We start from the raw sequence: 19,003 nt of genomic DNA on the forward strand, positions 1-19,003 counted from the left end.
GCCGCATTTTATCCTGTAAGCTGCTCTCGTCTTTTGTCGGGAGCGCCGTCATGGTCCGTCAGTCTGTCGCTCGCCAATCTCTTCCTCGACAGTGCAGCCGTGCCGAGCTGATCGCCGATGCCGTGGTGCATCTGCTGGGCCTCGCCTTCGCCGTCGGCGCGGTCGCCACGCTGGTCGTGCTGCTCTGCCTGAACCCGGACCTGCCGCGCGGCATCAGCCTCGGCCTCTATGGCTTCGGCCTGCTGGCCACCATCAGCTGTTCGGCGCTGTATCACCTGACCAGCCATGCGCAACGCAAAGCCCTGTTCCGCCGTTTCGACCATGCCGCCATTTTCGTGATGATCGCCGGCACCTACACGCCGTTCAGCCTGCTGCTGATCGGCGGCGCCTGGGGGTGGGCCCTGCTCGGCTTCGTCTGGAGCGTGGCGCTGATCGGCGTGGCGCTGAAGCTGATCTATCCCACGCGCTTCGACAGGCTGTCGGTGGCCGTCTACCTGCTGCTCGGCTGGACCGTGCTGGCGGCGCTGCAGCCACTGGTCAGCAGCGCCTCGCTGGCCGGCCTGATCCTGCTGATCACCGGCGGCACGCTCTACAGCCTGGGCGTCGTCTTCCATCTGTGGGAGCGCCTGCCGTTCCAGAATGCCATCTGGCATGTTTTCGTGCTGGCAGCGGCGGCTTGTCACTATGCCGCCATCCTGGTGGACGTGGCCGTCGTCTAGGGCAGCTTGCGCCGCAGACGCCGGGCCAGCCAGCGCGCCAGAAAAACCAGCGCGACAGCCAGCACCAGTCCCGCCAGCAGGATATGCTCGAAGCGTTGCAGCCGGCCGAGCAGAGTCTCGATCGCCTCGCCGAACAGATAACCGAGCCAGCCGAACACCGTCGCCCAGATCGCGGCGGCAAACAGATTCAGCAGCACGAAGCGGCCGGTCGACACATTGCTGAGGCCGATGGCCACCGGGGCCACATTGCGGATGCCGTAAACGAAGCGGAAGCCCAGAACGAACAGCACCGGATAGCGTTCGAGCCAGCGGGTGGCGGGCGCCAGCCGCGCCTGCCAGTCCGGTCGCTGCAGCAGCCAGCGGCGGCCGCGCCAGCGCGCCAGCAGGAACCACAGCTGGTCGCCGGTCGCCGAACCGATGAAGGCGGCGAGGATCGTGAGGTCGAGACGGAGATAGCCCTGATGCGCGGCAAAACCGGCCAGCGCCAGGATGGTTTCGCCTTCGAGGAACGTACCGATCAGGACCGCGAGATAACCGAACTCGTCAAGCAGCGCCCCGATCTGCGCCATCAGAGCGCGCCGCGCGCCAGGAAACCCGGGTTGCGGAATTGCGGCTTGCCATAGGCCAGCGGGCCGCCTTCCCTGTAATGGTCATCCCAGGTCAGCACCGCGCCGCCGGCAGCCTCCAGCACCGCCTGCCCCGCCGCGGTATCCCATTCCGAGATCGAGGCAAAGCGCGGATAGAGATCAGCCGCACCTTCGGCGATGCGGCAGAATTTCAGCGAACTGCCGACCGTACAGGTCAGCGGAGCGAGCTGCTTCTGCAGCCAGGCATCCACCGCGGCCTCGCGATGGTTGCGGCTGACCAGCACCTGGGCGCCCGCGCGTGGCACGGTACGTGCGGCGATCTCGCGCCCGACCGTGTCGCTATGGCCGTTGAAGCGGCGTGCGCCGATACCGGCGATGCCGAGCCAGGTGTCGCCCAGCGCCGGCGCACTGACGATGCCGAGCACCGGCCGGCCACGTTCGATCAGGGCGATATTGACGGTGAATTCGCCGTTGCGCTCGACGAATTCGCGCGTGCCATCCAGTGGATCGACCAGCCAGAAACGCTCGCCATCGATCTGCGGCACATGGCCGGTCGACATCTGCTCTTCCGCCACCACCGGCACATCGGCCGTCAGCCGGTGCAGGCCCTGCAGGATGATGGTCTCGGCCGCCTCGTCGGCATCGGTGACCGGGCTGTGATCGGCCTTGGCGCGGGTGGCGAAGGCGGTGGCGTAGACCGCCATGATGGCGGCACCGGCCTCGCGCGCCAGCGGCAGCAGGGCGGCGCCTAACGGACGCAGATCGGTGCTCATGACGGTTTCACAGTCCCAGCTCAGTCTTCCGGCGGCCGGATGGTCTTCAGCGGCACCTGTTCGGTATTGATCAGGCGCTTGCCGACATGCAGGAAGTTCACGGTGACGCGCGGGCCGACCGCAGACTGCACCTGGCCCGGGCCCCAGTCCCGTTCCAGCGGATTCTCCACCCAGTCGCCCGGAGCATATGGCGCCAGCATGCCCGATACTCGCTGTTGCTTGCCTGAAGCGGACATTCTAAACAGGGCGACGCCCGCCTGCCATATGCCGAACTCGGGAATCCGCATGGGACATCCGCCCGCCACCGCCGAAACGGCCGAACTGATCGCGCTGATCTGCTCGCGGCTCTGCCACGACCTGGCCGGCAGCATCGGCGCGGTGAATAACGGCGTCGAACTGCTGGCCGAGGAAACCGATGCCGCGATGCGCGAGGAAGCCATCGGCCTGATCGCGCAATCGGCCGGCGATGCCGCGCGGCGGCTGGGCTTTTTCCGCCTGGCGCTGGGCGCTTCGGGGGGCCTGCAGGACAGCCTGGGCCTGTCGGAACTGGGCCGGGTGGCGCGCGACTATTTCGCCGGCGGCAAACTCGCCCTGCACCTGCCCGAACAGGATGCCGATATCCCCAAGCCGTTGGGCAAGGCGCTGCTGCTGGGCCTGTCGCTGGCCGGCGGCGCCCTGCCGCGCGGCGGCACGCTGACGCTGCAGCGCGAGGGCAATGGCTGGGCGATCCGCGGCGAAGGCGCCATGCTGCGCTGGAACGAGGACATCGCGGCGGCTTTCGGCGATGCCGCCGACTGGCCCCGCGATCCCGGTCCGGCCGTGGCCCGCTATGCCCGGCTGCTGACCGAAAGCGCCGGCCATCGCGTGAGTAGCAGCACCGAAGGCGAAACGCTGCGCCTGAGCTTTACGGCCTGACGCCTACTGCCCGTCGAAAGGATCGTCGCCGTCATCGGCGGCTGGTGGCAGCGCACCTTTGCCGCCATAGACCCGCCTCACTTCCTTGCGGAATTTGTCGACTGCATTCTCGTGCTTGTCGAGAAACCAGTCTTCATGATTGGCGAGATAGCTTTCGCGTAAGTCCGCCCGCCGCAGGTCGAGCGGCACGCGTTCCATGCGCGGATCGATACTGTCGAATCCGTCAAACGGCTGCGCCAGCCGCTGTTCGATGCCGGCGACATAATCGGGATTAAGCTCGATCCCGATACAGCGCCGGCCCAGTTGCTGACAGACCCGCGGCACCGTGCCGCTGCCGGCAAAGGGATCAAGCACCAGATCGCCGGGATGGCTCGACGCCTTCACCATGCGCTCGATCAGCCCTTCAGGCTTTTGGGTCGGATGCGGCTGGCGGTTCGGATGTGAATAATGCACATGGGAAAAGCCCCAGACATCGCCCGGATTGGCGCCCCGCATGTTGTTGCGCTCGCGATAGTATTTCTGCGGCACGCGCACGGCGTCGAGATTGAAGGTGAAGGCGTCGGATGCCGTGAACATCAGGATATCGTCATGGCGCGGTGAGAAACCACGCGTCTTGCCAAGCCCCTGCGTGTAATGCCAGCAGATCCAGCTGTTGAAACGCAGGCGCTGTTCGCGCTCCAGAATGTCGTAGATATACGAGATGAAGCGCACACCCATGAAGACATAAAGCGTGGCCTGCGGCTTCATCACCCGCCGGCATTCACCCAGCCAGCGGCGCGAGAAATCCAGATATGCGTCGAAATCGCGGGTATCCGAGCCGTTGCCGTAATCCTTGTTCAGGTTATACGGCGGATCGGCGATCACCAGATCGACGGATGCGTCCGGCAGTGTCGACAGAATGTCGAGCGCATCGCCCGTCCGGATATCGACATCTGATGATTCGCGCGTCGTCATGGGCATGAGTCTAGCACATGAAAAAGCCGGCCCATGGCCGGCTTTCCCAGATTCCGTTCAGCGCGGCTCAGCGTGCGCCAGCGGCCCGCTTGGCGCCAGCGGCCACCGGCTCGACCTGGTCGCGCAGCACATAGCCGCGGCCCCAGACCGTCTCGATGTAATTGTCGCCGGCCGTGGCCGAGGCGATCTTCTTGCGCAGCTTGCAGATGAAGACGTCGATGATCTTCAGCTCCGGCTCGTCCATGCCGCCGTAGAGATGATTGAGGAACATCTCCTTGGTCAGCGTCGTACCCTTGCGGAGCGAGAGCAGCTCCAGCATGGCATATTCCTTGCCGGTCAGATGCAGGCGGCCGCCCTCGACCTCGACCGACTTGGCGTCGAGATTGACGGTCAGCTTGCCGGTCTGGATCACTGACTGCGAATGACCCTTGGCGCGCCGCACGATGGCGTTGATGCGCGCGATCAGCTCGTCCTTGTTGAAGGGCTTGGTGATGTAGTCGTCGGCGCCGAAGCCGAGGCCCTTCACCTTCTTGTCGGGCTCGCCCATGCCCGAGAGGATCAGGATCGGGGTGTTCACCTTGGCGGCCCGCAGCTTTTTCAGCACGTCATAGCCGTGCATGTCGGGCAGGTTCAGGTCGAGCACGATAATGTCGTAGTCATACAGCTTGCCGAGGTCCAAGCCCTCTTCGCCGTATTCCGTGCGATAGACATTGAAGCCCTCGGCGCCGAGCATCAGTTCGATGCTCTTGGCCATATTGGCGTCGTCTTCGATCAACAGCACTCGCATGGCAGCACCCCCACGCGCGGTGGCGTTTGCGGATTGCGGGTTATCAACAGGCCCGTCATCCTAGGTTTGGCGTTTTTCCGCCCGATTCGGGTTAATTTACCATCGTTAACAAACGAAGTTAACGCATTCTTTAACGCTGCATCCTATATGGGCAGGCTGGGCCCGAAAAACCATGGTAAATTGGCCTGGCCGGGCTGCCATAACCAGAGGCTTTACCGCCGGTTAAGGCTTTGACCTGTAGGGTCTTTTTTCAACCCGATGGATGAGGCGCAATGCACAGCCTGCTGATGGACCTGGACCGGATCAAGGATGTCAGCTTCACCGGCCGGGTGACCTCCATCCAAGGCCTGCTGGTCGAAATCGCCGGTGTCGAGCGCCACCTGTCCATCGGCTCCCGCGTCCATCTACTGGCCCGCGACCACCGCAATGTCGAATGCGAAGTGGTCGGCTTCCGCCAGAACCGCGCCCTGCTGATGCCCTATGCCTCGCTCGACGGTGTCGGCCTGGGCTGCCGCGCCGTGGTCGGCGAGGACCAGCCGGTGGTCTATCCCGATCTGAGCTGGCGCGGCCGCGTCATCGATGGCCTCGGCCGTCCGCTGGATGGCGGACCGCCGCTGCAGAACGGCAACCGGCCCTATCCGCTACGCGCCAATCCGCCGCCGGCCAATTCGCGCAAGCGCGTCGGCGCCAAGATCGATCTCGGCATCCGCTCGATCAACACCTTCATCTCCTGCTGCCGCGGCCAGCGCATGGGCATCTTCGCCGGCTCGGGCGTGGGTAAATCCGTGCTGCTGTCGATGATGGCGCGCTACACCGAAGCCGACGTCAACGTGGTCGGCCTGATCGGCGAACGCGGCCGCGAGGTGCAGGAATTCATCGAGGACGATCTGGGCGAAGCGGGCCTCGCCCGCACCGTGATCGTGGTCGCCACTTCGGACGAACCGGCGCTGGTGCGCCGCCAGGCCGCCTATATGACGCTGGCGGTGGCGGAGTATTTCCGCGACCAGGGCAACCAGGTGCTCTGCCTGATGGACTCGGTGACGCGTTTCGCCATGGCCCAGCGCGAGATCGGCCTGTCGGGCGGCGAACCGCCAACGGCCAAGGGTTATCCGCCCACCACCTTCGCCGAACTGCCGCGCCTGCTGGAACGCGCCGGCCCCGGCACCGAGGAGGGCAGCATCACCGGGCTGTTCACCGTGCTAGTGGACGGCGACGACCATAACGAGCCGATCGCCGATGCGACCCGCGGTATTCTCGACGGCCATATCGTGATGGAACGCGCCATCGCCGAGCGCGGCCGCTATCCCGCCATCAATATTCTTCGTTCGATTTCCCGTACCATGCCGGGCTGCAATACCGAAGATGAAAACCTGCTGGTGACGCGGGCGCGCCAGCTGATGGCCACCTATGACGACATGGCCGAACTGATCCGGCTGGGCGCCTATCGCAACGGCTCCGATCCGAAAGTCGATGAGGCAATCCGTTACCAGCCAATGCTGGAAGCCTTCCTCAAGCAGCAGAAAAGCGAGCGCGCCGATCTGGAAGGCTGCTACGTCCAGCTGGCCGATATCTTCCTCCAGGGTGAAGGCATCTCGCGCTGATGTCGGCAAGCGGCAGGACCTGAACCATGCGCGGCATTGGCGGCCTTATCCGGTTATGGAAATGGAAGCTCGACGAGCGGCGTCGCGTCGTTGTCGATCTGGAAATCCTGCGCACCGGCATCGAGCGCCAGATGATGGCGCTGGACGAGCAGCTGGAACAGGAACGCAAGGTTGCCACCCAGCATTATGAAGCCAGCTTCGGCTTTGCCGCCTATCGCAAGATGAACCGCGAGCGTCGCGCCAATCTGGATGTCTCGCGCGAGGAAGTGATCGACCGCATCGCCGCCGCCCAGGAAGAGGTCAACGACGCTTTCCGCGAGCTGAAGAAATACGAACTGGTGCTCGAGAACTGGGAAAAGCGCGAACGCCAGAAGCAGGAAAAGCGCGAGCAGGCGGAGATGGACGAGGCCGGCCTGCAGGGCTTCCGCCGCCGCCAGGAACAACCGGGCGATCAGCCGGGCTGACTCTGCCAGCGGCGCAGCAGGCGGCCGTCAATCGCGGCCAGACCGAGTGCAATCGCGCCGATGCCGACAAAATGGCGCGGCGCCAGGGTTTCCCCCAAAACCAGCACCCCCAGCAGGATCGCGCTGACCGGCACCAGCAGAGTCACCAGATTGACGTTACTGCCGGCGGCGGCCATAACACGGAAGAACAGCACATAGGCCAGCGCCGTTGAAAAGATGGCGAGCGCCAGCAAGGCCGCCAGCGCCTGCCATGACGGCAGCGGCAGCCGCCAGCTCTGGTCGGCGAGCAGCGCGATGGGCAGCAGCAGGACGGTGGAGGACAGCAGCTGTCCGCCGGCGACGACCACCGGTTCGACATTCATCTGGCGGAAGCGCCGGCCGTAGACCCCCGAGCAGGCATAGGACAGCGTGGCCAGCAGCACGGCGCCCTGCGCCAGCACATTATGGCTCAAAAGACTGTCCGGGCCGGTGAGCAGATCGGGGCCCAGCATCACCGCGACGCCGGCAAAGCCCAGCAGCACGCCGAGGATGCGGTTCGGCGTCAGCTTCTCGTCCGTCGTGAACACATGCGCGACCAGCGCCGTCGAGATCGGCGTGGTGGCGTTGAGGATCGAAGCCAGCCCGCTGGGAATCTGACTCTGCGCCCAGAAGATCAGCGAGAAGGGAATCACGTTGTTCAACAGCCCAATGGTGATGCAGGCGCGCCAGGTGGCGGCGTCTGCCGGCAGCCGCCGGCCGGTGGCGTAGAGCACCGGCAGCAGCACCATGGCCGCCAGCCCGACCCTGCAGGTGGCCAGCGTGAGCGGCGGCAGTTCGCGCACGGCGATGGCAACGAAGAAAAACGAGCCACCCCACAGCACCGAAAGCGCCAGCAGCATCAGCCAGACCTGCAATCTCATCCTGCCGCTCTCCCTCAGCGCCGGCGCACTGTAGCGCTGTCGCGTCGTATCGATATCCGTTTCTTGCGCCTGTCGCGAGAGGTGGGGCCTAGGCCTTGATTTCGGTGCTGTGGGCCCGGCCTTCCAGCTCGGGGCTCGGCCAGGGCAGTGGTTTTTCCCGGTCATGGAAGCGGATCGAGCCGACCATGCCGGTGATTTCCAGGGCGCTGGTGAAAATGCCGGTCACATCCAGGCGGAAGGCCGGCCCGAATTCGCTTTCCGAACGCAGCACCAGATCCAGCTGCTTGGGACCGACAAAACCGTCGAACTGGATCGGCCCCGTGCTTTCCAGATCGAAGTCGATGATGAAGCGGGTCTGCGACTGCTTCTTTTCCTTGTTCTTGCGCCGGCGCATGAAAATCTGGATCGGCTCGACCTTGCCGCCGATCAGCATCGGCATCACCACCGCCTGCCAGTCGGTATCGCCCTGGCGGCTGTTGAGGCGGCCAAGTTCGCGGAAATCGTCATCCAGCTTTTTCAGCAGGTCGCCTTTGCCCTGACCCTCCAGCTTGCGCACGGTCTCGGCGCCGAGCCAGGCCTGGGCGCTGCCGGCCGCGGCAGCGGCCATGAACTGCAGCGCGGCAGAGGCCAGCCGCGCATTGGCCTGCGGCAGCATATCCTGCAGGCGCTGGGCCAGCACCGGATCGGTGGCGCGCACGGCATCGAGCGTCTGCTGCAGTGTCGGCCATTCGCCCTGCAGCCGCGTCAGCACGCTGCCAAGCGGCGGCGGGCCGAGGGCGGTGGCGGTCGGTGGCGGCGGCCGGGTGATGGCGGCGAGTTCGAGCGAAAGCTGCGTACCGGCCGGCAGCGGCTGGCTCAGACTGAGGGTCAAGATACCCTGCGGTGTGCTGACCAGCATCTGACCGTTGGCAGTCTGGCCCGAAACCACGCCGGTGATCACCTGCCCGGCCATCGCCGGCTGCGGCAGGGGCTGCTGGTTCGCCAATGCAGAGGGCAGCGCCTGCTGGGCCGCCTGGGCCTGCGGCAGGATCGGCTGCGGAGCGGTGTGCGGCGTGGCCGCGGCCTGTTGCAGCAAGGCGGCGGCGAGCGGTGCTGAAAGCGTGGTCGGAATCGAGGGCGCCGGCACAGTCACAGCCGGCGCCACGGCCGGCGTGGCGGCAGCTGGTGTTGCGGCCGGCGGAATCGCGGCGGGTGTGCCCGCGGCGGCCGGCAGCGGCATCGATGGCGTAGCGCCCGCCGGTGTGGCTGGCGTGGCGGGCAAGGTGGCGCTTTGCACCACCACCTGCAACTGGCTGCCTGCCGGCAATGGCATGGCGGCGGCTGGCGTGCCCGGTGCAGGCGGCGCGACCACCACGGCGCTCAGAGTCTGGCCCGGCTGCGGCAGCACCGGCGTCGGCGATGCCGAAGGCTGCGGCGGCGATACGGCCAGCGCCAGTTGCGCGGCGGTCGGCGGCTGCGCCAGAGCCGGCAGGGGCGGCTGCAGCGTCACGCCATTGGCGCTGAGCACCGTGGCCTGTTGCGGGTTCTGCGGGGTGAGTTGGATTTTCAGCGCGGCGGTAAGCACCGCGATATTGGCCTGTTCGAGCTTGGCCGCGAGATCGCCGGCCAGGCTGATGAGGTTGCCCGCCGCTGTGCGGATCACCAGCGCGGCCTGGTCGCGCGCCACCACCTGGGCCGATATCTGGCCGCCCTGGCTCAGTTCGCTGGCGGCGGCATCGATGGCGGCGGCGCTGCCCTGCAGCAGCGTGCCGGGCGATGGCGGAGTCTGACCGCTGGTCGGCGCGGGAGTCTGCGGTGCCGGCGGCTGGGCAACCGGCGCGGTGGCCGGCGTCGATGAAACCGGAGGGGCCGCAGGCGCAAGCGGGCCGAGATCGCTCATGCGTCTCTGCCTGCTATGCCGTCATGGTCAGGGCTGCACTGCGGGCGCGGTCCGCATCAGGCCATTCATGAGGGCTTCGATATCCTCGGCCGCCTCGCACATCGGATGGCGGGTGAGCAGCGGCACCTGGTTGCGGATCGCATCGCGCACCTTGTCGTCGCGCCGGACCACGCCGGCCAGCGGCGGGGAATATTTCAGGAAATTCTCGGCCGCCTTGTTGAGCTTGGCATAGGTGCGCTCACCCTCGCGGGTCGTCTGCGCGATGTTGATCACCACGCGCACATCGGCATTGCGGTCGGCCATGCGCGCCAGCTTGATATAGGCATAGGCATCGGTGAGCGCTGTCGGTTCGTCATTGGTCACCACCAGGGTGATGGCGGCGGCCGACGAGAAGGTGCGCACCACGGCATCGACGCCGGCGCCCAGATCGATGATGACGCGGTCGTAGCTCTTGGCTAGCTGCATCAGTTCGTCGCGCAGCGCGGTCATGGCCGGCACATCCAGCGTGGCGAGCGAGGCGGAACCGGATTTACCGGCGATGATATCGAAGCCGGCTTCGGACGGCATCACCGCATCGGCCAGGCTGAAACGGCCGGCGATGACGCTGCCCAGATCGCGATCCGGCATCAGGCCAAGCTGGATGTCCACATTCGCCAGGCCGATATCGCCGTCGAAGAGCAGCACGCGCTGGCCCTGGCGGGCGAAGCTGTGGGCCAGCGTGACCGAGAGCCAGGTCTTGCCCACACCGCCCTTGCCCGAGGCGATGGCAATCACATTGGACTGTCGCATGGCCGCGGATGGATGGCGGACCGGGCGAGCAGCGGAAGGAGGCGTCGGCGTGGTCGGCGTCATGGTTATCACGGTCATTCAGCGGCCTTCAGGGCAGCGGGTTTCGGGGCAAAATAACGGGCATCGAGATCCGGGTCGACAGTGGCCTGGGCATCCGGATCAGCCAGCAGACGATGGGCCAGCAGCAGGGCATCGAAACGCTCGAAGCCCTTGCCCACGAAGGGACTGGCGCTGGCATCGGCAAAGGCCAGACCGCCCAGATCGGCGGCCGCCACCAATGCGCCCAGGCGGCGCGACGCATCGATACGGGTGGCGATATAGCGGCGGGCGCCGAGCGCCACGGCCTGCGCCGCCAGCTCGCCGATTTCCATGGCGTCGCCGCCAGCGGCAAAGACCGCAACCGGCTCGGCACCGCTGGCCTGGATCAGGCCGGTCAGCAGCTTGCGGTCGGCACCGTCATGCAGGTTCACGCCGGCAGTGTCCACCACCAGCTTGGCCTCCGGCGGCACCGCCGCGATGGCGGCAGCCAGATCGCGGGCATCGCCGGCTTCAGAGAAAGGCGCATTCATCACGCGGCACAGCGCCGCCAGCTGCTCGCCGGCTGCGGCACGGCTGCCATCGCAGGAGATCACATGCACGCGGCGGCGGTCGATGACGCAGCGCGCCGCGATCTTGGCACTGGCAATGGTCTTGCCGCTGCCCGGCGGGCCGATCAGGATCAGCGGCCGGTTGTCACCGCTCAGGCCCGGGAAGCGATAGGTCTCGTCCAGCGCTTCGGCGAGCGCCCCCACCGGATCGTCGAGGCCGACGCGCATGGCGGCCTGGGCCAGACGCTCGGCCACGCGGGCCGGCACGCCATGCCATTGCAGTGCGCCCAGGATCAGTTCGCCCACCTGTTCGGGCTGGTGGTCGGCAAAATCCTCGCCCGGCACGAACAGCCGGCCATTGCCCTGCCCGTAACGCAGCGCCTGCGCTTCGGGCGTGGAAAAATCGTCATCGCTGCGCTGCTCGACAGCCGCAGTGATCTCGACTCCCTCGCCATTGCGATGGCTGTAGGTCGATACAATGATTGCCTCATCGCCCAAGGCCTGACGCACGAGGTCCATCGCCTCGGTCATCGTCGCTGCCTGGAAGGTCTTGAGCCGCATCGTCTAGGTCATCCTCAGATCTGGGCAACCGTCCGAAGCTTGGCCTTCGGATGGATTTCCTGCTGCGACATCACCACGGTGGCCGGGCGGAAGCGCTCGATGATCGAGCGCACATAGGGCCGGATCGCCGGACTGGTGAGCAGGACCGGCATATGGCCTTCGGAAGCCAGACGCTCGAAGGTCTGGCGCACCTGGGCGATGAAGTCCTGCAGGCGCGAGGGCTGCATGCTGAGCTGGCGATCTTCGCCCTGGCCGACCAGCGCCTCGGCAAAATTCTGCTCCCATTGCGGCGACAGGGTCACCAGCGGGATATAGCCATCGGGGCTGACATTGGCGTTGGAAATCTGCCGTGCCAGGCGGCCGCGCACATGCTCGGTGATCTGGGTGATCGACTGGGTATAGCCGCTGGCTTCGGCGATGGCTTCGAGGATGGAGGCGAAGTCGCGTACCGAAACGCGCTCGGACAACAGGTTCTGCAGCACGCGCTGCACGCCGTTGACATTGATGCGGCCCGGAATCACTTCGCCCACCAGCTTCTCGTTGCTCTTCTTCAGCTCGTCGATCAGCTTCTGGGTCTCGGCGAAGCTGAGCAGGTCCGACATGTTGTCCTTCACCACCTCGGTCAGATGGGTGGTGATGACGGTGCCCGGATCGACCACGGTATAGCCGCGGAACATCGCCTCGTCGCGCATGTTCTCGTCAACCCACATGGCCGGCAGGCCGAAGGTCGGCTCGACGGTCTCGGTGCCGGCCAGCGCGATGCGCTCGCCGCGCGGATCCATGACCAGCAGGGCGTTCGGGCGCACTTCGCCGCGCGCAGCTTCCACTTCCTTGACCCGGATCACATAGGTGGTGCCCGGCAGCTGCATGTTGTCGAGGATACGCACGCTGGGCATGATGAAGCCCATATCGATGGCGATCTGGCGGCGCAGCGCCTTGATCTGGTCGGTCAGACGATAGCCGCGCGCATCGTTGATCAGCGGCAGCAGGCTGAAGCCCAGCTCCAGGCGCAGATCGTCGATAGCCAGCGCACTGGTGACCGGCTCGTCCAGCGGACTGAGCGGCGCCAGCGGTTCGGGCGGCGGCACAAAGGCCGCAACCTTGGCCCGTTTCTCCGCCTGATCTGCAGCATAGGCCAGACCGCCGGTGATGGCCGCCAGCAGGATGAAGGGGAAGAAGGGCATACCGGGGATCAGCGCGAAGCCGGCCGACAGGATAGCCGACATGCCGAGCGCCTTGACCGAGGACAGCTGGCGCGACAGCGCCTTGTCGGTCGAACCGGTAACACCGCCCTTGGACACCATGATACCGGCGGCGACCGAGATGATCAGGGCCGGGATCTGCGCCACCAGGCCGTCACCGACGGACAGGATCGAATAGGTGTTGAGCGCCTGGGCGAAGCTGAGGCCGTTCTGGATCACGCCGATCAGCACACCGCCGATCAGGTTGATGAAGGTGACCAGGATGCCGGCGACGGCGTCGCCACGCACAAACTTGGACGCACCGTCCATCGAACCGAAGAAGCCGGACTCGTCTTCCAGCTCCTTACGGCGGAGGCGGGCGGTGGCTTCATCGATGAGGCCTGCAGACAGATCGGCGTCGATCGCCATCTGCTTGCCGGGCATGGCATCGAGGGTGAAGCGGGCCGACACTTCGGCGATACGGCCGGAACCCTTGGTGATGACGACGAAGTTCACGATCACCAGAATGGCGAAGACGATAACGCCGATCACTAGGTTGCCGCCCATGATGAACTGGCCGAAGGCCTCGATCACATGGCCGGCGGCATCGGTGCCTTCATGGCCATGGCTGAGGATCAGGCGGGTCGACGCCAGATTCAGCGACAGCCGCAGCATCGTGGTGATCAGCAGTACGGTCGGGAAGCTGGAGAATTCGAGCGGGCGCTGGACGAACAGGCAGGTCATCATCACCATGACCGACATGGTGATCGAGATCGCCAGGGCAATGTCGAGCAGCCAGGTCGGCATCGGCAGGATGAGCACCGACAGGATCGCCATGACGCCAATGGCGAGAATGATATCGCCATGCTGGCCGATATTGCGCAGCCGGCCGAACAGATCGCCGCCACCGCCGCCTTGCGCGGCGGCAGGTGCGGCATCAGCCGGCAGATTCTCCGCCATACCCGTCTCTCCTCAACCCCAATGCGTCGCCGCCTCAGGCGGTGACGCGACTACCTTCGTTGGCGGCCGGAACGGCCAGCCCTTCGTCGGTATACTGCTTCAGCTTGTTGCGCAGCGTGCGGATCGAGATTCCCAGGATCGTCGCTGCATGGGTGCGATTGCCGAGGCAATGCTTCAGCGTGTCGATAATCAGGTCTCGCTCCACATCGGCAACCGTGCGGCCGACCAGATTGATCTGGCCACCACCTTCGGTTTCGAGCATGGCCGAGGCGCCGCCCGGGCGGCCGATGGCTTCCGACAGCGCCGTCCCGTCCGGCAGGCGGACATCCTCGATCTCGATCTGCGCGCCCAGCGCCAGCAGCACGGCGCGGTGCATGGTGTTTTCCAGCTCGCGCACATTGCCGCGCCAAGGCGCTTGCCGCAGGGCTTCCAGCGTGGCCGGCGCCATCGCCCGCTCCGGTACGCCGTTCGCCTCGGCATATTTTTTGAGGAAATGGGTCGCCAGCAGTTCGACATCGGCCGGGCGCTGACGCAGCGCTGGCAGTTTGATGTTCACCACATTCAGGCGGAACAGAAGATCTTCGCGGAAATTGCCCTTGGCCACTTCATCGGCCAGGTTGCGGTTCGAGGTGGCAATGACGCGGATATCGACCTTGACCGGCTTGCTCCCGCCGATGCGGTCGATCTCGCGTTCCTGGATGGCGCGCAGCAGCTTGGCCTGCAGGCGCACGTCCATCTCGCTGATTTCGTCCAGTAGCAGCGTGCCGCCATTGGCTTCCTCGAACTTGCCCAGGCGCCGCGCCACCGCACCGGTGAAGGCGCCCTTTTCATGGCCGAACAGTTCGGATTCCAGCAGCGTGTCGGGAATGGCGGCGCAATTGACCGAGACGAAGGGCCGCTCGCTGCGCGGCGAACGCGCATGGATGAAGCGCGCCATCACTTCCTTGCCGGTCCCGCTTTCGCCGGTAATCATGATCGAGGCGCCGCTGGGCGCAATCTGTTCGGCCAACTTGACCACCTGACCCATGGCCGGATCGCGGAAGATCATCTGGTGGCTGTCTTCGGCCACCGCTTCCAGCACGGCGGCGATCAGATCGGCCTCCGGCGGCAGCGGCAGATATTCCTTGGCGCCGGCACGGATCGCAGCCACCGCGGCGCGGGCATCGTTGCCGATGCCGCAGGCCACCACCGGCAGGTTGATGCGCTCCGCCTTCAGGCTGTCGACCAGGTGCTTCACATCGAGACTCACATCGATCATGGCCAGGTCCGCGCCCTTGCCGGCGCGCAGCGTGTTGAGCGCCTGCTCGATATCGTCCACCTGCATGACCTTGGCGCCGCGCTGCAGCGCAATGCGCGTTGCCGCACCGATCTGCCCGTTGAGCGTGCCAATGATGATCAGTCGCATAACAATCCGCCCCAGCTTACCGCTTCAGATACAGGCCGCATCAACCGCCGCGGCCGCCCTTGATGATTTCCGTCATGGTCACGCCCAGGCGGTCTTCCACCACTACCACTTCGCCACGCGCCACCAGACGGTTGTTCACATAGATATCGATCGCCTCGCCGACCTTGCGGTCGAGCTCGACCACGGCGCCACGACCGAGCTTCAGCAACTGGCTGACCTGCATATTGGCTTTGCCCAGCACTGCCGAAACATGCACGGGAATATCGAACACGGCCTGGAGATCCGCTGCAGTCCGCGCTGCATTGGGATCTTCCTCTTCCATCATGCCCGGGGTCTGCCCCAGGTCCTTCAACTCGAGATCGTCGCTGTCAGCCATACTCGATCACTCCCTGGTCGCTGCGGCGACCAACCGCCACGCGCCGATCATTGTTCCGGCTCCGCCAGCTGCGCCTGCAGGCCGGCGATATAACGTTCAACCGCCTGCTCGACATCCTGCTCCAGAGTCGCCTGGCGCCGCTCGGCCGAGCCATCCGCCCAGTTGATGCGGCAATCGGTGGGTGCCATCGTCTCGTCCGGCACGAGGGCGACCTTGCCGCCGAAACCCGACTGCGCCACCAGTTGGTCGATCTTCTGATCCAGATGCTGGATCACCGGTTCGGCAGCCCGCACCACTAGGCGCGGCTCCTCGCGCATGTCGTCCATGCAGCGCAGCACCAGGGCCTCGATCTGGTCAAACGGCTGACGCTCGATCAGACGGCCCGCCAGTTTGCGCGCAATCGCCACGGCCAGTTCGGTGGCTTCCGAACGGGCGGCGATCTGCGAGCGCTCCTCGCCGCGCGCAATGGCCGCGAGCTGCAGCTGGATCGCCTTGAGCGCCTGCTCCAGGCGCTGCTGATGCTCACCATAGGCTTCCGCGCGCCCGGCCGCCTCACCATCGGCATAAGCCGCAGCCTTGGCGACATCGATTTCCTCGGCCGAGAATTTCGGCGGCGGCGCCTTGGGCGCGTAATTGCGTTCGACCCGCGGCTTGGTGCCGTCGAAGGGCATGTCGAACAGGAATTTCGCCTTGCTTGCCATCAGTGGTTACGCCATGCCCTTCTTGATCCGGAAAACCGGCTTGATTCGTAAAATCGGCCTCATCAGTAGATGAGTTCGTCTTCGCCCTTGTTGTCGGCCAGCATGATTTCGCCCTTGGCCGCCAGTTCCTTGGCGGTGGTGACCATCAGCAGCTGCGCCTCGTCCACATCCTTCAGACGCACCGGACCCATCGATTCCATTTCCTCACGCAGCAGCTTGGACGCGCGTTCGGACATATTGGAGAAGAACAGGTCGCGGAGCGTCTCGGAGGCGCCCTTGAGCGCCAGACCGAGCTTTTCCTTCGGCACATTCTTCAGCAGGGTCTGCACGCCGGACGGATCCAGCTTGATCAGATCCTCGAAGGTGAACATCAGGGCCTTGATGCGCTCGGCAGCGTCGCGGCTGCGCTCTTCCAGGGCGGCGAGGAAGCGCGCCTCGGTGTTGCGATCCAGGCTGTTGAAGATTTCCGCCATCATTTCGTGGGCGTCGCGGCGGTTGGTGCGCGCCAGGTTCGACATGAACTCGGCGCGCAGCGTCTGCTCGACTTTGTCGAGCACTTCCTTCTGCACCGCTTCCATGCGCAGCATGCGCATGACCACTTCCATCGAGAATTCTTCCGGCAGTGCCGCCAGCACGCGGGCGGCATGCTCGGGACGGATCTTCGACAGCACGACGGCGACGGTCTGCGGATATTCGTTCTTCAGGTAGCTGGCCAGAACGTTTTCGTTGACGTTGGCGAGCTTGTCCCACATGGTGCGGCCGGCCGGGCCGCGGATTTCTTCCATGATCTGATTGACGCGCTCGGACGGCAGCGCCTTCATCAGCAGTCGTTCGGTGCTGTCGAACGTACCCGTCAGCGACCCGGTGGAGGAGAAGTTGTTGACGAATTCGAGGAACAGCTTTTCCACGACGTCGGAATTCACCGCGCCGAGGTTGGCCATGTTCTGCGAGATTTCCTTGATCTCTTCGTCGTCGAGCAACGGCCAGATCTTGGAGGAATGCTCTTCGCCGAGCGCGAGCATCAGCATGGCGGCCTTGTCAGGCCCCTTGAGCTGCCGGAAGTCTTTTTCTGCCATGAGCCGCTCCTAGACCGCAGCTATTAACTGGTCTGGTAGAGCCAGTTTCGGATAATCGAAACCGCTTCTTCCGGATGCTTGTCGACGATCTCGCCGATCTTCTTCAGACTCGATGCCTTCACCTGGCCCTCGATGCGCGCAATGTCGATCATCGATTCGATACCGGGCGTCGGCGGCGCCATGCCGGCATCGGGGGCGGCCGGCAGTTCGGCCAGCGGCGCGCCACCCACCACCATCGGCAGGGCCGGCATCGCCGGCGTCAGCATGCCCGGCGGAATGTCGTCGCTTTCCTGCGAGGCTTCCAGCACGCGGCGGATCAGCGGGCGGACCACCAGCAGCATGGCCAGCAGGCCGAGCAGCACATAGCCGGCGATCTCGCCGATGCGGAACAGGTCGGCCTTGGTCAGGCCGAGGAAGACCGGGATGCTCGCCGGATCGACTTCCTCAGGCACGTCGCCGGGCTCGGCGAAGCGCATGGTGACCACTTCGATGGTGTCGCCGCGCTGCTGGTCGAAGCCGATCGCATTGCGCACCAGCGCATTGATCTGCTGCATTTCCTCGGGCGAGCGCGCCTGGTACGAGCGCTGGCCCGAACCATCGACCTGGATGATGTTGTTGACCAGCACGGCAGCCGAAACGCGGCGGATGACGCCGGCTTCGCGCACCTGCGTGCGCACGGTCTTGGAGATTTCGTAATTGACCAGTTCTTCGGTGCGGTTGCCCGAGGATGACTGCTGCGAACCGCCCTGGCCCTGCGCTTCCGGCAGGTTGTTGGCGACCGAAACGTTCTGCTGGCCTTCCGAACTCTGGTTATTCTCGCTGATGGTCTGGGTCGAGCGCACCACCTGCTGATCCGGATTGAACAGCTCCTGATTGGTGGTGACGCGGTCGAAATCCATATCGACCGAAATCTCGGCGCGCACATTGCCGACACCGACCGAGCGCTCCAGCAGCGCCTCGACATTCTTGCGCAGGCGCTCCTCGTTCTGGCGGCGCATGTCGGCCATGCGGTTGGCGCCAGCCGTCGCCGCGTCGGGCTCTTCCTGGGTGCCGGCCAGCAGGTTGCCGCGGTCGTCGATCACGGCGATCCGCGACGGCTTCAGGTCTGGCACGGCGGAGGCGACCAGATTCTGGATGGCGCGCACCTGCGGCTGGTCGAGGCGACCGCCGCGGGTCTTGATCACGATCGAGGCCGAGGGCTCCCGCTGGTCGCGGCTGAACACCTCGCGCTTGGGCAGCACCAGATGGACCCGGGCCGAGGCCACCTGGTCGATCGAGCGGATGGTGCGGGCCAGCTCGCCCTCCATCGCACGCAAGTGATTGATATTCTGCATGAAATTGGTGGCCGACAGGGCATTGGCCTTGTCGAAGATCTCGTAGCCGGCGCCGCCGCCCGACGGCAGGCCGCCTTCGGCCAGCTGCATGCGGGCGCGCAGGACGCGGTCTTCGGGCACCAGGATCTGCGCGCCGTTGGCGGCGATCTGGTAGGGGATTTTCTGGGCTTCCAGGCGCGCCACGATCTCGCCCGAGGACTGCAGGTCGAGGTTGCCGTAGAGCAGCGCCATCTTCGGCTGCGTGATCTTCAAGCCGAGGAATACGAAAAAGCCGATCAGCACGGCTGCGGTGGCCGCCAGCATCGCCAGGCGCGCCGGACCGATATTCCGCATCATATTCATAATACCATTCACGGCATCACCCCATGCACCCGGCACGCGTTGCGGCAGGCCCTTCCTGCCTGTTTGCAGGGTAGGTAGGCGGGATGAAAAAGAGGTTAACACCCCGGCAAATT

Annotated in this window: 19 protein-coding genes; 4 read left to right on the top strand and 15 right to left on the bottom strand. The window is 65.3% G+C overall.

Annotated elements, in window-relative coordinates:
- The first annotated feature begins 50 nt into the window (after window positions 1-50).
- Complete coding sequence (gene trhA, locus AC1ROT_RS08335; protein ID WP_492998359.1) at window positions 51-719, top strand: PAQR family membrane homeostasis protein TrhA; 669 nt, start codon at window positions 51-53, stop codon at window positions 717-719.
- Here the strand turns inward: trhA and AC1ROT_RS08340 are convergent.
- The 3 genes from AC1ROT_RS08340 to AC1ROT_RS08350 are packed head-to-tail and all read right to left on the bottom strand — an operon-like array spanning window position 716 to window position 2,279.
- Window positions 716-1,288 (bottom strand): DedA family protein, encoded by a 573-nt coding sequence (locus AC1ROT_RS08340; RefSeq protein ID WP_492998361.1) that lies wholly within the window; start codon window positions 1,286-1,288, stop codon window positions 716-718. The two genes, trhA and AC1ROT_RS08340, sit on opposite strands and share 4 nt — an antisense overlap.
- Window positions 1,288-2,079, bottom strand: a complete 792-nt coding sequence (gene cysQ, locus AC1ROT_RS08345) for a 3'(2'),5'-bisphosphate nucleotidase CysQ (protein WP_492998362.1) — start codon at window positions 2,077-2,079, stop codon at window positions 1,288-1,290. Before cysQ ends, AC1ROT_RS08340 begins: the two co-directional genes overlap by 1 nt.
- Before the next feature lie 20 nt (window positions 2,080-2,099).
- A complete protein-coding gene (locus AC1ROT_RS08350; RefSeq protein ID WP_492972677.1) occupies window positions 2,100-2,279 on the bottom strand; it encodes a DUF3553 domain-containing protein in 180 nt (59 codons plus the stop codon).
- 85 nt (window positions 2,280-2,364) lie between these two features.
- Here AC1ROT_RS08350 and AC1ROT_RS08355 point away from each other — a divergent pair, with 85 nt between their 5' ends.
- A complete protein-coding gene (locus tag AC1ROT_RS08355) occupies window positions 2,365-2,994 on the top strand; it encodes a histidine phosphotransferase family protein (RefSeq protein WP_492998364.1) in 630 nt (209 codons plus the stop codon).
- Between the two features lie 3 nt (window positions 2,995-2,997).
- On the opposite strand, the gene AC1ROT_RS08360 is transcribed toward AC1ROT_RS08355, so the two are convergent.
- Together AC1ROT_RS08360 and ctrA are read right to left on the bottom strand one after the other, a co-directional pair.
- The gene (locus tag AC1ROT_RS08360; RefSeq protein ID WP_492998366.1) at window positions 2,998-3,948 is read right to left on the bottom strand and encodes a DNA methyltransferase; all 951 of its coding nucleotides are present in this window, start codon (window positions 3,946-3,948) and stop codon (window positions 2,998-3,000) included.
- Window positions 3,949-4,015: 67 nt separating this feature from the next.
- Complete coding sequence (gene ctrA / locus AC1ROT_RS08365; RefSeq protein ID WP_492972674.1) at window positions 4,016-4,735, bottom strand: response regulator transcription factor CtrA; 720 nt, start codon at window positions 4,733-4,735, stop codon at window positions 4,016-4,018.
- A gap of 272 nt (window positions 4,736-5,007) precedes the next feature.
- Here ctrA and fliI point away from each other — a divergent pair, with 272 nt between their 5' ends.
- Window positions 5,008-6,336: a flagellar protein export ATPase FliI gene (fliI, locus tag AC1ROT_RS08370; RefSeq protein WP_492972673.1), complete on the top strand. Its 1,329-nt coding sequence runs from the start codon at window positions 5,008-5,010 to the stop codon at window positions 6,334-6,336.
- Window positions 6,337-6,362: 26 nt separating this feature from the next.
- Window positions 6,363-6,800, top strand: coding sequence for a flagellar export protein FliJ (locus AC1ROT_RS08375; protein WP_492972672.1), 438 nt, complete (start codon window positions 6,363-6,365; stop codon window positions 6,798-6,800).
- Here the strand turns inward: AC1ROT_RS08375 and AC1ROT_RS08380 are convergent.
- The 10 genes from AC1ROT_RS08380 to fliF all read right to left on the bottom strand — a co-directional run bounded on the left by AC1ROT_RS08380 (window position 6,788) and on the right by fliF (window position 18,884).
- Window positions 6,788-7,699, bottom strand: a complete 912-nt coding sequence (locus tag AC1ROT_RS08380) for a DMT family transporter (RefSeq protein WP_492998367.1) — start codon at window positions 7,697-7,699, stop codon at window positions 6,788-6,790. The two genes, AC1ROT_RS08375 and AC1ROT_RS08380, sit on opposite strands and share 13 nt — an antisense overlap.
- Window positions 7,700-7,787: 88 nt before the next feature.
- Window positions 7,788-9,578, bottom strand: a complete 1,791-nt coding sequence (locus tag AC1ROT_RS08385) for a hypothetical protein (RefSeq protein WP_492998368.1) — start codon at window positions 9,576-9,578, stop codon at window positions 7,788-7,790.
- Window positions 9,579-9,605: 27 nt separating this feature from the next.
- Window positions 9,606-10,445 (bottom strand): MinD/ParA family protein, encoded by an 840-nt coding sequence (locus AC1ROT_RS08390; protein WP_492972669.1) that lies wholly within the window; start codon window positions 10,443-10,445, stop codon window positions 9,606-9,608.
- The gene (locus AC1ROT_RS08395) at window positions 10,442-11,515 is read right to left on the bottom strand and encodes a flagellar biosynthesis protein FlhF (protein ID WP_492998370.1); all 1,074 of its coding nucleotides are present in this window, start codon (window positions 11,513-11,515) and stop codon (window positions 10,442-10,444) included. The genes AC1ROT_RS08390 and AC1ROT_RS08395 overlap by 4 nt, the downstream gene beginning before the upstream one ends.
- Window positions 11,516-11,529: 14 nt before the next feature.
- Window positions 11,530-13,656, bottom strand: a complete 2,127-nt coding sequence (gene flhA / locus AC1ROT_RS08400) for a flagellar biosynthesis protein FlhA (RefSeq protein WP_492972666.1) — start codon at window positions 13,654-13,656, stop codon at window positions 11,530-11,532.
- A gap of 34 nt (window positions 13,657-13,690) precedes the next feature.
- Window positions 13,691-15,061 (bottom strand): sigma-54-dependent transcriptional regulator FlbD, encoded by a 1,371-nt coding sequence (flbD, locus tag AC1ROT_RS08405; RefSeq protein ID WP_492998371.1) that lies wholly within the window; start codon window positions 15,059-15,061, stop codon window positions 13,691-13,693.
- A 40-nt stretch (window positions 15,062-15,101) separates the two neighbouring features.
- Window positions 15,102-15,437, bottom strand: coding sequence for a flagellar motor switch protein FliN (gene fliN / locus AC1ROT_RS08410; RefSeq protein ID WP_492972664.1), 336 nt, complete (start codon window positions 15,435-15,437; stop codon window positions 15,102-15,104).
- A gap of 47 nt (window positions 15,438-15,484) precedes the next feature.
- Window positions 15,485-16,138, bottom strand: coding sequence for a FliH/SctL family protein (locus AC1ROT_RS08415; RefSeq protein WP_492972663.1), 654 nt, complete (start codon window positions 16,136-16,138; stop codon window positions 15,485-15,487).
- Window positions 16,139-16,200: 62 nt separating this feature from the next.
- Window positions 16,201-17,214, bottom strand: a complete 1,014-nt coding sequence (gene fliG / locus AC1ROT_RS08420; protein WP_492972662.1) for a flagellar motor switch protein FliG — start codon at window positions 17,212-17,214, stop codon at window positions 16,201-16,203.
- A 23-nt stretch (window positions 17,215-17,237) separates the two neighbouring features.
- Entirely contained in the window at window positions 17,238-18,884 is a 1,647-nt protein-coding gene (gene fliF, locus AC1ROT_RS08425; RefSeq protein WP_492998374.1) for a flagellar basal-body MS-ring/collar protein FliF, read from the bottom strand.
- Window positions 18,885-19,003: the final 119 nt, after the last annotated feature.

It is taken from the genome of Ferrovibrio sp. GW821-FHT12E11, assembly GCF_058806975.1.